The organism is Zobellella iuensis, assembly GCF_016746085.1.
GTDB lineage: Bacteria > Pseudomonadota > Gammaproteobacteria > Enterobacterales > Aeromonadaceae > Oceanimonas > Oceanimonas iuensis.
Genome location: NZ_JAERTZ010000015.1, coordinates 64409 through 79311 on the forward strand (window position 1 = coordinate 64409; position 14903 = coordinate 79311).

Annotated in this window: 13 protein-coding genes; all 13 read right to left on the reverse strand. The window is 66.0% G+C overall.

What is annotated here, in order from left to right; all coding sequences use genetic code 11:
• Window positions 1–156: 156 nt before the first annotated feature.
• Window positions 157–1155, reverse strand: a complete 999-nt coding sequence (locus JKV55_RS06545) for a metal-dependent hydrolase (RefSeq protein WP_202083424.1) — start codon at window positions 1153–1155, stop codon at window positions 157–159.
• Between the two features lie 6 nt (window positions 1156–1161).
• On the reverse strand, window positions 1162–1728 hold the full coding sequence (locus JKV55_RS06550) for a TetR/AcrR family transcriptional regulator (protein WP_202083426.1): 567 nt from the start codon (window positions 1726–1728) through the stop codon (window positions 1162–1164).
• Window positions 1729–1807: 79 nt separating this feature from the next.
• The gene (locus JKV55_RS06555; protein WP_202083428.1) at window positions 1808–2395 is read right to left on the reverse strand and encodes a histidine phosphatase family protein; all 588 of its coding nucleotides are present in this window, start codon (window positions 2393–2395) and stop codon (window positions 1808–1810) included.
• Complete coding sequence (gene phnE / locus JKV55_RS06560; RefSeq protein ID WP_202083429.1) at window positions 2395–3228, reverse strand: phosphonate ABC transporter, permease protein PhnE; 834 nt, start codon at window positions 3226–3228, stop codon at window positions 2395–2397. The genes JKV55_RS06555 and phnE (JKV55_RS06560) overlap by 1 nt, the downstream gene beginning before the upstream one ends.
• Entirely contained in the window at window positions 3225–4007 is a 783-nt protein-coding gene (gene phnE / locus JKV55_RS06565; RefSeq protein ID WP_202083437.1) for a phosphonate ABC transporter, permease protein PhnE, read from the reverse strand. Before phnE (JKV55_RS06565) ends, phnE (JKV55_RS06560) begins: the two co-directional genes overlap by 4 nt.
• Complete coding sequence (gene phnC, locus JKV55_RS06570) at window positions 3995–4756, reverse strand: phosphonate ABC transporter ATP-binding protein (RefSeq protein WP_202083439.1); 762 nt, start codon at window positions 4754–4756, stop codon at window positions 3995–3997. The genes phnE (JKV55_RS06565) and phnC overlap by 13 nt, the downstream gene beginning before the upstream one ends.
• Window positions 4757–4862: 106 nt before the next feature.
• The gene (phnD, locus tag JKV55_RS06575; protein ID WP_202083447.1) at window positions 4863–5900 is read right to left on the reverse strand and encodes a phosphate/phosphite/phosphonate ABC transporter substrate-binding protein; all 1038 of its coding nucleotides are present in this window, start codon (window positions 5898–5900) and stop codon (window positions 4863–4865) included.
• 479 nt (window positions 5901–6379) lie between these two features.
• Window positions 6380–7450, reverse strand: coding sequence for a glycerophosphodiester phosphodiesterase (glpQ, locus tag JKV55_RS06580; RefSeq protein ID WP_202083449.1), 1071 nt, complete (start codon window positions 7448–7450; stop codon window positions 6380–6382).
• 172 nt (window positions 7451–7622) lie between these two features.
• Window positions 7623–8960, reverse strand: a complete 1338-nt coding sequence (locus tag JKV55_RS06585; RefSeq protein WP_202083452.1) for a sigma-54-dependent transcriptional regulator — start codon at window positions 8958–8960, stop codon at window positions 7623–7625.
• 1 nt (window position 8961) lies between these two features.
• Window positions 8962–10821 (reverse strand): ATP-binding protein, encoded by a 1860-nt coding sequence (locus JKV55_RS19910; protein ID WP_202083454.1) that lies wholly within the window; start codon window positions 10819–10821, stop codon window positions 8962–8964.
• Between the two features lie 170 nt (window positions 10822–10991).
• Window positions 10992–11993 (reverse strand): TAXI family TRAP transporter solute-binding subunit, encoded by a 1002-nt coding sequence (locus JKV55_RS06595; RefSeq protein ID WP_237332715.1) that lies wholly within the window; start codon window positions 11991–11993, stop codon window positions 10992–10994.
• 61 nt (window positions 11994–12054) lie between these two features.
• On the reverse strand, window positions 12055–12504 hold the full coding sequence (locus tag JKV55_RS06600) for a universal stress protein (protein ID WP_202083455.1): 450 nt from the start codon (window positions 12502–12504) through the stop codon (window positions 12055–12057).
• A 10-nt stretch (window positions 12505–12514) separates the two neighbouring features.
• Window positions 12515–14722, reverse strand: coding sequence for a TRAP transporter permease (locus tag JKV55_RS06605; RefSeq protein ID WP_202083458.1), 2208 nt, complete (start codon window positions 14720–14722; stop codon window positions 12515–12517).
• Between the last annotated feature and the right edge of the window lie 181 nt (window positions 14723–14903).

Below are 14903 nucleotides of genomic sequence, written 5' to 3' on the forward strand. Positions count from 1 at the left end.
GGTCTTGGCGGCGGGCTCCTTCCCTGGGCGTCGCGGATCTGTTTGACCGTTAGAATCTAGTCCCAAACCGGCCCTCTTGTCCATGGCGGCGGAGGCCGCCTTCCCCGGTAATAGGCCGGGGGAAGACCGTTACCGCCAGCTTCTGACCCGCAACGCCTAGAGCCGCTGGCGCCGCTCGCTCAGGTAGCGCATCCGGTACAGCTGCCAGTCGCCGCCGGCCTGGCGGCACAGGCCGTAGCGGAAGCTGGCCGGCAGGGCGGGCCAGTCGTAGCGCAGATCGCTGAACCAGACACAGCGTTCGTCCTCATACTGCTCCAACCGGTACAGGTAGGGATAGCGGGCGAAGTCGCGAAAGGGCCGGAACTGTGGGTGCCGCCAGGCCTGCTCCACCTCCGCCTGCCAGTCCGGGTCGGCGCTGCTCGGGCCATAGGGCTGCCAGCGGGCCCCGACTCCGGCCTGGTAGCCCTGCCGCCAGCCGGGGTAGCCGAGCCGGGAAGAGACCCGGGCGGCGACGGGATCCGGCGCCAGCCGCAGGTAGAGCGACTGCTGGCGGTGGGGGTCGATCAATTGCCAGTACAGGGGGGAAAAGGGCTGGGGAATGGCCACGGGCGCACCGCCCTGGTACAGGGCCAGTTGCTTGAGCCCGAGCAGCAGGCCCAGGTAGAGGAGCGGCGGCAGCAGGGCGAGCCGCCGGCCCGGCCGCCGGTACAGCACCGCCAGGGCGATGGCCAGCAGCAGGGTGAAGTAGCCATCGATCACGAACAGCAGGTCGGCGCTGAAGCGGGCCCGGCTCAGGGGATAGAACAGCTGGGTGCCGTAGCCGGTGAGGGCGTCGAGCAGGTCGTGGGAGAGGATGCCGATAAGGAGGAGCAGGAACAGCCAGCGGCCCTGGGCGCGCAGGGCCGGGTGCAGCCGCAGCACCAGGGCCAGCAGGCCGGCCCAGAGCGGCGCCAGCAGCAGGGAATGGGTCGGCCCCTGGTGCCAGTAGGCGAGGAACTCCAGCGGCGACCAGGGGAAGAGGACGTAGTCGATGTCGGGGAAGAGGCCGCCCAGGGCGCCCAGCCCCAGCCGCTGGTTGCGGCCCAGGGGGCAGCGGCGCGGCGAGGGCAGTTGCGCCAGGGTGGCGCCGAGCAGGGCGTGGCTCAGGCCGTCCATGGCCGTTCAGCACCGGGGGCAGAGCCGGGTCGCCCTGTCCAGCAGGCCGCGCAGCAGGGTACGGGTGGTGTTGAGGTTGTCGCTGCCGTCCACCAGGAAACTGGCCACGGCGGTGAGGTAGATGGAGGTGAGGGTGAGCTCTCCCAGGATGCGGCCGAGGCCGGTCGGGCGCCACTGGGCGGCCTCGACGAACCACTGCACGGTGCGGCTGACCCGGGTGATGCCGTGGGCCTGCAGGTGGAAGTGGCCCGGCTCCAGCTTGTAGGCCAGCATGTCCCGCACCAGCGGCCGGTAGGGGGCCAGGTAGTCCAGCCAGGCCATGATGCGGATCAGCAGCCGCTCCGCCAGGGCTTCGTCCTCGTCCGGGGGCAGGCCCAGCATGGCGGCGTCGGCCCGGTCGAACAGGGCCTCGGCCATGTCGTCCTTGGAGCGGAAATGGCGGGCGATCTCGGCCAGGCTCAGCTCCCGGGTATCGGCCAGCTCCTGCAGGCTGAAGGCTTCCCAGGAACTGTGCAGGGCGAGGTGGAGGGCGGCGTCGAGAATGGCGTCGTGCTCGGTGGAAAAGGTCGACATGGGCGTGTCCGCGTTCGGGTGGCAACTGCCTACAGTATAGCCGCCCGGCACGCCCTCTTTCGGGTGGTGGTCAGGGTCCTCAGGGCAGGACGGCCTGCGGAGCCAGGCTGAGCTCCCGTACTTCTGCCGTGGCCAGGGGCTTGAGCTCCCGGTGGCGGCCCAGGGGCAGCCCCAGGGCCAAGGTCAGCAGGATTTGCAGGGTATCGCCATGGCTCACCAGCAGCAGGGTCTGGCCCCGGTGCTGTTGCTCCAGCCGCTCGAGCAACTGCCAGCCGCGCCGGGCCACCTGGTTCAGGCTTTCGACCCCGGCGTAATGGTGATCCGGGCTCAGCTCGTCCTGCTGCCACACGTCCGGGTAGCGCAGGTCCGGGCCGCCGTCCAGCTCGCCGAAGAAGCGCTCGCGCAGGGCGATGTCCTCGCCCAGGGGGCAGAGGAAGCGGGCGGCGGCCAGGGCCGCCGTTTCCCTTGCCCGCAGAAACGGCGAACTGATCATGCGATCCGGCCGGGCGAAGGGCCAGTTCGCCAGGGTGCAGGCCACCTGTTGCCGCCCCTGGGGGGAGAGGCCGTAGCCGGCCTCGCCCTGCCTGGGATGGCTGATGATGAGGTGGGCCTGGTTGGCCAGGCTGTGGCCGTGGCGCAGTACCAGATAGTGATTGTTCAGTGTCATTACAGCAACCTCTTGCGCACCTGCACCACCAGCCACTCGGCCAGCAGCACCACCACCAGTATGCTCACCAGTATGGTGGCCACCCGTTCCCACATAAAGAGGTTCATGGCGTCGCTCAGCACCACCCCTATGCCGCCGGCGCCCACCAGCCCCAGCACCGCCGACTCGCGCACGTTAATGTCCCAGCGGAACAGCACTATGCTGAAGAAGGCCGGCATCACCTGGGGCCAGTAGCCCTTGAGCAGCACGCTGGCGGTGGAGGCGCCGGTGGCGCGCAGCGCCTCGATGGAGCCCATGTTGATCTCCTCTATGGCCTCGGCCAGCAGCTTGCCGACGAAGCCCACCGAACGCAGCGCCACCGCCAGCACCCCGGCGATGACCCCGGGGCCGAACACCGCCACGAACAGCAGGGCCCACACCAGGGAGTTGACCGAGCGGGAAGAGACCAGGAAGAAGCGGGCCAGCCAGTTCAGCCAGGGCGAGGCCACCACGTTGCCGGCGTTGAGCAGCGCCAGGGGCACCGCCAGCAGCAGGCACAGCAGGGTGCCCAGGGTGGCGATGTGCAGGGTTTCCATCAGGGCACCGTGGATGGTGGCCGGGTAGGAGGCCCATTCCAGCGGCCACATGCGGGCGAACATGTCCGCCATTTGCTGGGGGGCATCGAACAGGAACTCGGGGATCACTTCCACGGTGCGCACCGAGATCACGAAGGCGGAGACGATCACCAGGTAGACCAGGTAGCGGCTCAGGCGTTGCAGCGGGGTGAAGCGTTGCCAGTGGCGTTGAGGTTGGGACATGGGGGCTTGCTCCATCGACTGGGTGTGGCTGCTCATTGGAAAACTCTCCGTACCGCGTTGGACAGGGCCTCACCCACCAGGATCAGGGCGATGATGGTCAGCAGGATGGCGGTGACGAAGTCGTAGTCGAAACGCTGGAAGGCGGCGAACAGGGTGCCGCCCAGGCCGCCGGCGCCCACCAGGCCCACCATGGTGGAGTTGCGCAGGTTGGAGTCGAGCTGGTAGGTGGAAAAACCGATAAAGCGGGAGAACACCTGAGGCAGCACCGCGAACAGGATGACGCTGACGAAGCCGGCGCCGGTGGCGCGGATGGCCTCCACCTGCTTGAGCGAAATCTCCTCTATGGCCTCGGCGAACAGCTTGGCGATAAAGCCCACCGAGGCCACTACCAGGGTGAGGATACCGGCCAGGGCGCCGAAGCCCACCGCCTTGACGAAGAGGATGGCGATGATCACCGGGTGGAAGGTACGGCATACGGCGATCAGCACCCGTGCCGGCGAGGTGACCAGGGCGGGCATCAGGTTGCGGGCGGCGAGCAGGCCCACGAACAGCGAAATGAAGATGCCGGCCACGCTGGCGATCACCGCGATCTGCAGGCTTTCGATCAGGTCGTGCAGCAGGATCTCCCAGCGATCGAAGTTGGGCGGGAACATGCGATCCAGCAGGCGGGCGCCGTGGCCCAGGCCGTCGACGAAGCGGGCCCAGTTGAGATCCATGGCGCCGAAGCCGTAGATCACGTAGGCGGCGACCGCCAGCCAGCCCAGGCGGGCCGCCGGGCTCTGGCGGAAGGGGTTGGATCGGGTTACACCAGCCATGATTCACCTCCGTAGATCTGCTTGAGGTGGGCGTCGGTGATGCCGGCCGGATCGCCGTCGTACACCACCTGGCCGCCGCTCATGCCGATCATGCGCCGGGCGAAGCGCTGGGCCAGCTTGACGTCGTGGATATTGACCAGGGTGGGTATGCCCTGGCTGGCGGCCAGGGTGTCCATCAGCTCCATGATCTCCACCGCGGTCTTGGGATCGAGCGACGAGGTGGGCTCGTCCGCCAGCAGTATATAGGGGTGCTGCATCAGGGCACGGGCGATGCCCACCCGCTGGCGCTGGCCGCCGGACAGGCTGTCGGCCCGCTGCATGGCGAAGTCGGCCAGGCCCACTTTTTCCAGCAGCTCGAAGGCCCGATCCAGATCCTCCCGGGCGAAGTTGCGTCGCCAGGCCTGCCAGGCGCTCATGTAGCCGAGCCGGCCGGTGAGCACGTTTTCCAGCACCGTCAGCCGCTCCACCAGGTTGTATTCCTGGAATACCATGCCGATATGGCGGCGCAGCCGGCGCAGTTCCTTGCCCCTGGCCGCCGCCAGATCCGCCTGCTGGAACAGGATCTGACCGTGGCTGGGGGTGATCAGCCGGTTGATGCAGCGCAGCAGGGTGCTCTTGCCGGTGCCGGAAGGGCCTATGATGGCGATGATGCCGGGTTCGGTGATGTCGATGTCGATCTGGCGCAGTATCAGCTTGCCCGGGGTATAGGCGTGGCTGAGCTGCTTGATCTGCAGATAGGAGGTGGTCATCAGTTCTTCCTTGCTGATTATCGGGTTGTTCGGGCAATGGCGATCCACAGGCTGTGCCCGCAGGCACAGCCGTGGTAACACCGTTATGGGTTAAACGGGATGGCGGTTACTGCTGGGCCTGTTGCGCCAGGGCTTCGGCCCGTTGCTTGGCGGCGTCGGCGGCTTCTTTCTCTGCCAGTTGCTGCAGGCCGTTCTTGGTGTAGGCGGTGCCGGTGGCGTGGGCGATGTCGCGGATGATCTGCCAGTCTTCCTTGTAGGTGATGGGGTAGAAGCGATCGGCGCCGCCGAAGGTCTCCTGCATCTCGGCCGGGAAGCGGTAGCTGTCGAAGGCGTCCTTGATATTGGCCACCAGATCCGGGTGCAGATCGTGGGCATAGCCGAAGGCGGAGGTGGGGAAACGGGCACTGGTATAGATGGTGCGGAAGTCCTCGCCCTTGACCCGGCCGGCCTCGACCATGCGATCGTAGACGTCGGAGGCCACGGGAGCGGCGTCGTAGTCGCCGGACAGTACGCCCATCACCGACTGGTCATGCTTGCCGGAATAGACCACCTTGTAGTCTTCGTCCGGGGTCAGACCGATCAGCGGAAACAGGGCGCGGGGCGCCAGGTTGCCGGAGTTGGAGGACACGGCGGTGTGGGCCACCGTCTTGCCTTTCACGTCCTCCATGGTCTGGATGTCGCTGTCGGCGCGTACCAGCATGATCAGGTTGTAGCCCTGGAAGGCCTCTTCGGTGCCCTTGACGGCGATGGGCACATAGCCGGCCAGGTTGACCGCGTAGCCGGTGGGGCCGGTGGAGAAGCCGGCGATATGCAGCCGGCCGGAGCGCATGGCCTCGACCTGGGCCGAGTTTGAGTGCACCGAGTAGTAGATCACCTTCTTGCCGGTTTTTTCCGCCAGGTAGTTCTGGAAGTCGGCGAAGGCGTCGCGGTAGACGGCGGGATCTTCCACCGGGGTATAGGTGAACACCAGGGTGCCCGGGTCCTTCCACTGCTTGGGATCGGCGGGGGTGTCGGCCACCATGTCGCCGTTGCTGTCGCAGTACATGTCGTCGAGCACGCCGCGGGGGCAGTCCTGGGCCTGGGCGGCGACGCCGAAGCCGAGCAGGGCGGAGGCCAGCAGGCCGGTGAGCAGGTTTTTGGTCATGGTTTTCGTCCTTATCTTGTCGATTATTCCGTATGGGCGGTGCCCGGTGTTGCTCTTTCCCTATGGCAATATGGGTGCCAATATTTTTAATCTTTTATTTTCAGTGTGTTAACTTTTTGTTTCTGGTTTGATAACCGGCTTTGGGACATCCCTGTCCCGCCGGTTTTGTTAAAAAGGGACAGGACTGTCCCTTGTGGACTGCCCGCTTATCCCTGCGACTCTCGTCGGTGGCAAACGACGTTTGCAGATTGGCACCTGACTGGTGGAGCGCAGGCGGCCCGCCTGCTTTCCCGCGCAGCGGGAACCCTCGGGCTGGCCCGCCACACCACAGGTTCAAAGAGGCTCGAGGCAGAACAGGCATTGCGGGCTGGGCTGTGCCTTCGCCCACCTCGGCGCCATCCTCATGCGGGCGGGCCGCCCGCGCCCCAAGAATCATCCCTGCCTGATTTTTAAACTACATGGCGCTCTGGGTTGGTGTCTCACTCCGCCTGCCGTTCCAAAAAGGCGACGGCCCTGTCGGGGAAGTCGGTAAAGACCCCGTCCACCCTGGCCTGGTTGTAGAAGACGTCGAGCAGCTGCTCGAAGTTCTCGGCGTAGGCGGGCAGCCGGCCTTCATCCAGGCGCAGGGTGTAGGGGTGCACCTCCAGGCCGGCGGCCTGGGCCCGGGCCGCCAGGCCGGTCAGCTCGATGTTGCCGGGGGTGGAGCCGTCGGCCACCACCATCGGCATCCAGGGACCGACGCCGTCCGCGTGCCGGGCCAGGGTGGCCATGGCGTCGGGCTCGAACATCCAGTCGTAGTCATAGGGGATCCACTGGCCCTGGGCATCCTGCTCGAAGGTTTCGTCCCAGTCGGTATGGGCCAGCAGCATCACCAGCTTGATGTCCATGCCGTATTCCGGCAGCAACTGCTCCTTGATGCGCTTGAGCTCGTTGTAGTCGAAGGTCTGCAGGTAGACCTTGCTGTCCTGCTCGGTGTAGCCGTAGCGCTTGAGCACCTCCAGGGTGGCGCGGGCGATGTCCTTGCCGTGCTGGTGGTGCAGCCAGGGCGCCTTGATCTCCGGGTAGATGCCGATGTCGTAGCCCAGGCTCTTGTTCAGGCCCTGGATCAGCTCGATTTCCTCCTCGAAGGTGGGAATGCGAAAGCTGGACTGCCACAGGGGAAAGCGTCCGGGGTAGACGGCGCCCTGTTTGCCTTCTTCGTCCTGGTTGAACACCTCGGTGGCCCGCAACTGGCGGATTTCGTCCAGGGTGAAGTCGATGGCGTAGTAGCGGCCGTCTTCCCGGGCGCGGCCGGGGAAGCGTTCGGCCACGTCGCTGACCCGGTCCAGGTAGTGATCGTGTAGCACCACCAGGCGGTCGTCCTTGGTCATCACCAGATCCTGCTCCAGGTAATGGGGCTTCATGGCGTAGGCCAGGGCCTTGGCCGCCAGGGTGTGCTCCGGCAGGTAGCCTGAAGCACCCCGATGGGCCACGACGATCTGTTCGGCCTGCAGCCAGGGAGAGCACAGCAGGGTGGTGGCCAGCAGGCCGCTCAGCACGGTTTTGGTCATGATGTCAGTCCTTCATCGTTAATTGAGTCCATAGGTGAATGCCCGTTTGGGCCCATTCCCTACGGCAAAATCGATGCCATGATTTTTTATCTTTATATTTCATATTGTTATAAAGTTATGATGACAAGCGAGGAGGACTTTGGGACAGGGTTGTCCCAAAGCCCGGGGAGGCTCAGCCGCGGTAGTCCCATTTGTCCAGCTGGTACTTCTTCATTTTGCGGTAAAGGGTCTTGCGGGTCAGGTTGAGGTGCTCGGCGGCCTTGTTGATCTGGCCCTGGTGGCGGCGCAGGCTGTCCATGATCAGCCTCCGCTCGTAGCCTTCGAGCTGTTGTTCGAAGTCGGTGTCGCCGTCGCCGTCGGCGGTCGGCTCGGGCTGGTCCAGGTTCAGCCCCTCGCCGGCCACCCCCAGCACGAAGCGCTCGGCCACGTTGCGCAGCTCGCGCACGTTGCCGGGCCAGGCGTGTTGCTCCAGGCGGGCGAGCTGGCTGGGCCTGAGGCCGGGCAGGGGGCGCTGGTATTTGTCCGCCGCTTGCCGGGCGTGGAAGCGGAACAGCTCGGCCAGATCCTCCTTGCGTTCGCGCAGCGGCGGCAGGTGCAGGCAGGCCACGTTGAGCCGGTAGTAGAGGTCGGCGCGAAAGCGGCCCTGCTCGCTGAGCTCGGCCAGATCCGCCTTGCTGGCGGCGATCACCGTGATCCGCACTGCTATGGGGGTGGTGCCGCCGACCCGCTCTATGGTCCGCTCCTGCAGCACCCGCAGCAGGCGGATCTGTGCCGCCAGGGGCATGCTCTCGATCTCGTCCAGGAACAGGGTGCCGTCGTGGGCTACTTCTATCTTGCCGATGTGGCGGCGCTGGGCACCGGTGAAGGCGCCGGCCTCGTGGCCGAACAGCTCGCTCTCCAGCAGGTGCTCGGGCATGGCGCCACAGTTGATGGCCACGAAGCGCTGGTCCCGCCGCGGGCTGGCGTCGTGCAGGGCGCGGGCCGACACGTCCTTGCCGGTACCGGTTTCGCCGTAGATCAGGGTGTCCACCTGGGCGGCGGCCAGCACCCGGATCTGCTCCCGCAGCCGCTGCATGGGGGCGGACTGGCCGAGCAGGGTGCGGGCCAGGGGATCCTCGCCTTCGGGCAGCGACTGCGGCAGCAGGCTCAGGCGGCGCTGCGCCATGGCGCTGTGCAGCCGCTCCAGCAGCGCCTCGGGTTGCAGGGGTTTTTCCAGGAAGTCGTAGGCGCCTTCCTTCATCGCCTGGATCGCCATGGGAATGTCGCCGTGGCCGCTCATCAGGATCACCGGCAGCTCCCTGTCCCTGGCCTGCACCAATTGCAGCAGTTCGAGGCCGTCCAGCCCCGGCATGCGCACGTCGGTGAGCAGCACCGCCTCACGGCCCGGCCTCAGCTCGGCCAGGGCGCGGCGGGGATCGGCGTAGGCCCGCACCCGGAAGCCTTCGAGTTCCAGCATTTCGGTCAGGCTGTCCCTGACCATGGCTTCGTCGTCGATCAGCAGTATTTCCATGTTATGCCCTGTTGAAACGCAGGTTGAAAGTGGTGCCCCGGTCGGGGGTGGAGCTCAGGCGAATTTGGCCGCCCAGGTCCTGCATGATGTTGTAGCTGATGGCCAGGCCCAGCCCCAGGCCCTTGCCCGGGGCCTTGGTGGTGTAGTAGGGGTCGAAGATCTGCTCCATCTGCTCGGGGGGAATGCCGCAGCCGTTGTCCTCCAGGCTGAGCTGTACCTGGTCCCGGTACTGCCGCCAGTGGATGCGCACCTCGGGAGACGGCCGCCCCTCCAGCGCGTCCAGGGCATTGCCGAGCAGGTTGACCAGCACCTGCTCCAGGCGGATGGCCTCGGCCTGCACCAGGGTGTCGGCATCCCCTGCGATGCTCAGGGTCACCCCGTGCCACCTGGGTTGCAGCAGTTCTACCGCCGCTTCCACCACCGCCGCCAGGGCCACCGGCGACAGCCGGCTGTCGGCCTTGCGGGCGAAGCTGCGCAGGTGGCGGGTGATGGTGCCGGCCTTGTCCAGCAACTGGCGCAGCTTGCCCAGGCCCTGCTCGGCCTTGTCCGCTTCGTTGCGGGCCAGGTAGCGGCCCACCGAATGCAACTGGGTGCTCATGGCGTTGAGCGGCTGGTTGATCTCGTGGGTGATGGCCACGCTGAGCTGGCCCAGGGCGGCGAGCTTGCCGGCCTGGATCAGCTCTTCCTGGGTCAGGCGCAGCTGGCGCTCGGCATGGAGCCGGTCCTCGATTTCCCGGGCCAGGCGGTGGCGGGCCCGCTCCGCCCGCAGGGCGGTCAGCTGGAAGTGGCGCAGATCCCGGGCCATGCCGGCCACTTCATCCCGGCCGCGGATACGGATGGGGGTATCCAGCCGGCCGCTGGCGATGGCGCGCATGTTGTGCTGCAGCCGGGCGATGCGCGCCAGCACGTTGCGGCTGACATAAAGCCAGGAGATGCCGGCCACCAGCACCAGGCTGAGCAGGGACAGCAGCAGGGTGGCATGGCTGGCCCGGGCCACGGTATGGGCCGACTGGGCGATGTCGGTATCCACCTGGCGGTTGGCGGCCTCGCTGTAGTGGGCTATCTGGATAGCGAGCTGGCGCACGTGGCGCTGGCTGTTGGCCACCAGGAACTGCTCCTGGTAGCGCAGATCCAGCTCTTCGTTCTTCAGCCGGAACAGCGGGCCGTCCCGGGACACCAGGCGCAATAGCAGCTCCAGTGACTGGCGTCCGGGCTCCGGCAGGGGGAGGCTCTGCCGGCCGAGCCGCTCGGCCATCTCTTCCAGTCGCAGGAAGGTGTAGTCCAGCTCGTTGAAACTGGTGTCGTTGGCGATTTTTTCCGCCAGGGCGGCCAGGTAGTTGATGGTTTGCAGCATGATGGCCAGTTCGGGCTCGGGAGACTGGGCCTGGCGCGCCTGCAGGACGTCGCTGACCTGGAGGTAAAGCGGGTACAGCAACTGGCGCCGCTGCTGGCTTTCCCAGGCCAGCTGTTCGCGGCGGATCACCGTGGTGTCGAGCAGTTCGACGCTGTTGCGGATCTGATCGGTGATCTCGACAAAGTAGCGGTTGTAGTCCGGCAGGTGGCGCATCCAGTCTTCCATGCCGTTCAGCGCCAGATCCAGGCCCTGGCGGGCCCGCTCCCGTTCGGCGCGGGACTCGGCGCTGACCAGCTGCGGTACCATGGTCACCACCTGCCGGCTCTGGTCGTTGAGGCGGGAGGCGGCGTAGAGCACCCCTATACTGGTTTCCCGCAGTTGCTGCAGCCGGGCCTCCAGTTCGCCGCTGCTGCGCCAGGAGAGTCCCGCCGCCAGCAGGGTGATGGCCGCCAGCAGCAGGAACGCCAGCAGCAGCCTGCCGCCGATGCCAAATCTGAATGGGTTCACAGCTCCACCTGTCCCTGGAAAATGATTGTTCGATGTTGAATTATTGTTATAACGCCTGGGCGGCGGCCGGACCAATAGCGGGGCGGGCAAAGCGGGAGCCTGCTCACGCCACCATAAAAAAACCCCGCTGCGGGAGCGGGGCGGAAAAGGCTAACGGAGCCTGAAAAGGATTATTGCTGGGTGCTGCTCAGGGTCTTGCCCTGCTCGGTCCAGAACTTCTTGGCGCCTTCGTGCAGCGGGGTGACCACGCCCAGCAGACCGTCTTCCAGCGTCATGGCCTCGGCGGCCTGGGACACGGAGTACATGAACTTGAGGCCATCTTCGGAGTAGATCTCTTTCAGGCTGTCGTACACCTTGTCTTCGGACAGGTGACGGCCGGCCACCCAGAGGGCGGAATCCTGGATGGTGACCACGTCGTAGTCCACGCCCGGGTAGGTGCCGGAGGGGATGGTCACGGTGGCGTAGTAGGGATGGTCATTGAACAGGGTGCCCTTCTCGGCGGCGTCGTTCACCTGCAGCAGCCGTACCTTGTTGCTGGAGGCGGCCTGGATCACCGAGGCGTTGGGGAAGCCGGCGAACACCCAGAGGGCGTCGATCTGGCGATCCCCCAGGGCGGAGGCGCCCTGGTTGTAGCCGATGTACTGGGGCGTGATCTTGTCCCACAGGCCCACGCCCTCGAAGAAGCGCTGGGCGGAGGCGGCGGCGCCGGAGCCGGCCGGACCCACGGCGACGCTCTTGCCGGCCAGCTGGGCCACGTCGGTGATGCCGGAGCCGTCCAGCACGATCAGGTGGGCCGGGGCGCCGTACAGGTAGGAAATGGCCTGGGCGTTGCGGTACTGGCGGGTGTCGTTGGTCAGCTTGCCCTGCAGGCCCAGGTAGATGTCGCCGGAGTAGACGATACCGAAGTCGGCGTCGCGGGAGTTGACCCGGCGCAGGTTTTCCACCGAGCCGGCGGACGCCATGTTGGACACTTCCACCCCTTCCATGGTGCGCGACAGCCGGGTGGCGATACCGTTGGAGAAGTACTGGAAGGTACCGCCGTCGGGGCCGCCGGAGAAGGCCAGGCGCTCGGTCTGGGCCTGGGCCGTGGCGTTCATGCCGAAGGCCGCCACGGCGGCGATGGTCAGGGAGGCCAGCGCCTTGGAAGGTTTGAACAGTTGCTTCAACATCATAGTCATTTCCTCTTTGTTATGGTTTCTCTCGGTCTTCCTTCGAGAAGGGGGGGCGGGCCTCTCAGCCGCGCTCGGGTACAGTTAATACGGGAATCATGGACTTGCGGATCAGCCGCTCGGTGGTGGAGCCGACCAGCAGCTTTTCCACCCCGCTGCGACCGTGGGTGCCCATCACGATAAGGTCGGCGCCGAGGGCCGAGGCCTGGACCAGGATCTCCTCGGCGGCCGGGCCTATCACCACGTCCGTGGTCAGTTCGCCTTCGAAATCGCCGAAGAAGCGCTGGGCGAAGTCGTGCATGTCGGTCATCGCCTGGGTCTTGATCTCCCGGGCGAACTCTTCCATCAGGCCGCCGGGAATGCCGCGCCAGTGCCGGTCGTGCAGCTCGGTGATCACGTGCAGCAGGTGCAGGCGGGCACCGTGCAGCCGGGTCAGCTGCCTGGCCAGCTCGGCGGCGTGGGCCGAGCCTTCGGAGAAGTCGGTGGCGTAGACGATTAGCTTGATTTGGCTCATGGTGACGTCCTTAGCTGGCGTTGGAATGGTTGACCTTGACCGCCGGGGCGGTGCTGCCTTCCCGCTGCAGCCACCACACCAGGGCGATCACCGCCAGACCGGCGAAATCGGAGATGAAGGTCGGCCAGTACAGCAGCAGGGTGCCCACGCCCAGCAGCAGCCATTCATGCAGCCTGGTCCTGCGGCGCAGGTAGCCCATGGCGAAGGCGCCGAAGGCGATGGTGCCCAGGGTGGCGGAAACGAAGGCGGTGATGATCTCCAGCAAGGTGCCGTCGAGCAGCATGGCGGGCACGTAGGCGAACAGCAGCGGCATCACGTACAGCATCTTGGCGAACTTGAACGAGGTCCAGCCGGTCTTCCAGGGATCCGAGCCGGCGATGGCGGCGCCCGCATAGGCGGCCACGCACACCGGTGGGGTGATGTTGGAGTCCTGGGACAGCCAGTAGACGATCATGTGGGCGGCGATGGCGGCCACGCCGAATTCGCCCAGGGCAGGCACCGCCAGCACGGCCACGATCAGGTAGGCGGCGGTCACCGGCACGCCCATGCCCAGCACCAGGGAGGCGATGGCCACCAGCACCAGGGCGAGGAACAGGCTGTCGCCGGCCATGGAGATGATGAGGTCGGAGAACTTGAGGCCCATGCCGGTGAGCGAGATGGTGCCGACGATGACGCCGATCACGCCGATGGTGGCGCCCACGATCAGGGTGTTGCGCGCCCCGACCTGGATGGCATTCCAGATCTCCCTCGGCCCCATGCGGGTTTCCTTGTTGACCCAGCTCACCGCGATGCAGGACAGGGTGGCCCAGAAGGCGGAGTTGCCGGCGGAACGGCCGCTGAGCAGCAGCACAGTGATGATCACCAGGGGCAGGGCGTAGTACCAGCCGGCCTTGAACACCGTTTTCCAGTGCGGGATTTCCTCGCCCTGGATGCCCACCAGGCCGTGTTTCTTGGCCTCGAAGTGCACCATGCAGTACACCGCCAGGAAGTAGAGGAGGGCGGGCCCGATGGACAGTATCATGATGGTGGAGTAGGGGGTGCCGGTGAGCTCGGCCATCAGGAAGCCGCCCGCGCCCATGATGGGGGGCAGGAACATGCCGCCGATGGAGGCGGCGGGCTCGATGGCGCCAGCCACATGGGGCTTGAAGCCGGCCCGCTTCATCATGGGGATGGTGAAGGCGCCGGAGGACACGGTGTTGGCGATGGCGGAGCCGGACACCGAGCCGAACAGGGCGGAGGAGATCACCGCCACCTTGGCCGGGCCGCCGGTGGAGCGGCCGGCCAGGGCCAGGGGCAGGTCGATGAAGAACTTGCCGGCGCCGGACTTCTGCAGGAAGGCGCCGAAGAAGATGAACAGGATCACGTAGGTGGCCAGTACGCTGGCCATGACCCCGAACACCCCGTTGGTGGTGAGGAACAGGGCGGTGGCCAGGCGCTCGAAGCGGAAGCCCCGGTGGGCGAACAGCTCCGGCAGGTAGGGCCCGAACAGGGCGAAGCAGATCATGCCCACCCCGATCAGGGTGATGGACCAGCCCAGCACCCGGCGGCAGATCTCGAGCGACAGCAGCAGGCCGACGATGCTCACCAGCATGTCCACCTCGTTTTCGGCCCCGGCCCGGTAGTTGAGCGCCTCGAACTGGCTGATCCAGTAGATGACGGTGCCGGCCACCATCAGCGCCAGTATCACATCGCTGGCGGTGGGGCTGTTGTGGTTGCGCTTGCTCAGCCACTGATCCAGCGGCAGCAGCACGGCGGCGAAGGGCAGCACCAGCCACAGGCTGTAGTGCAGCTTGCCCAGGTCCTGGGATAGGGCCGTGGCGAGGCCATCGTATTCCCAGGTTTCCCGGAACATCGAGATCTGCTGGTAGAAGGCGGTGGGCGAGTCGTAGATAAAGAAGCAACTGACCAGCACCGACAGCAAGGTGGCGCTGATCAGCGACAGACCGCCGTGGGCGGTGCGGCTGCCGGCGGGGTAGAGCAGGAACACCAGGACGAAGGTGATCAGTACGTACACGCCCAGGTGGTACTGGGTGCTGAGGGCGGCCACCCCGGCGCCGTAGAAATAGATGGCGACCATGGCGGCGGCCAGGGCGGCCACCAGCCAGGCCCAGGGCCCGGTGAGCTTGCGCTCGGTCTTGGCGTCTTTTTCCATCAGCTCCTCGAGCTTTTTACGCTCCTCGGGGCTGAGGCTGTCGAGCTGTTGTTCGGCGTTTGACATGGTTTACCTCTGTTTTTGCTCCGGCCCTGGCGGACCGGTCGGCTTTCCCTGCCACTGTTCACTTTCTGTAACCGGAAGGTGATCAGGTTGGCGTTGCTGTTAACATGTGGTTTGCAAAAAAGAGACCAACTTTATGTGATTGCCCCGGGATGGTGCTCTGGTGTTACATTTCCACTACAAG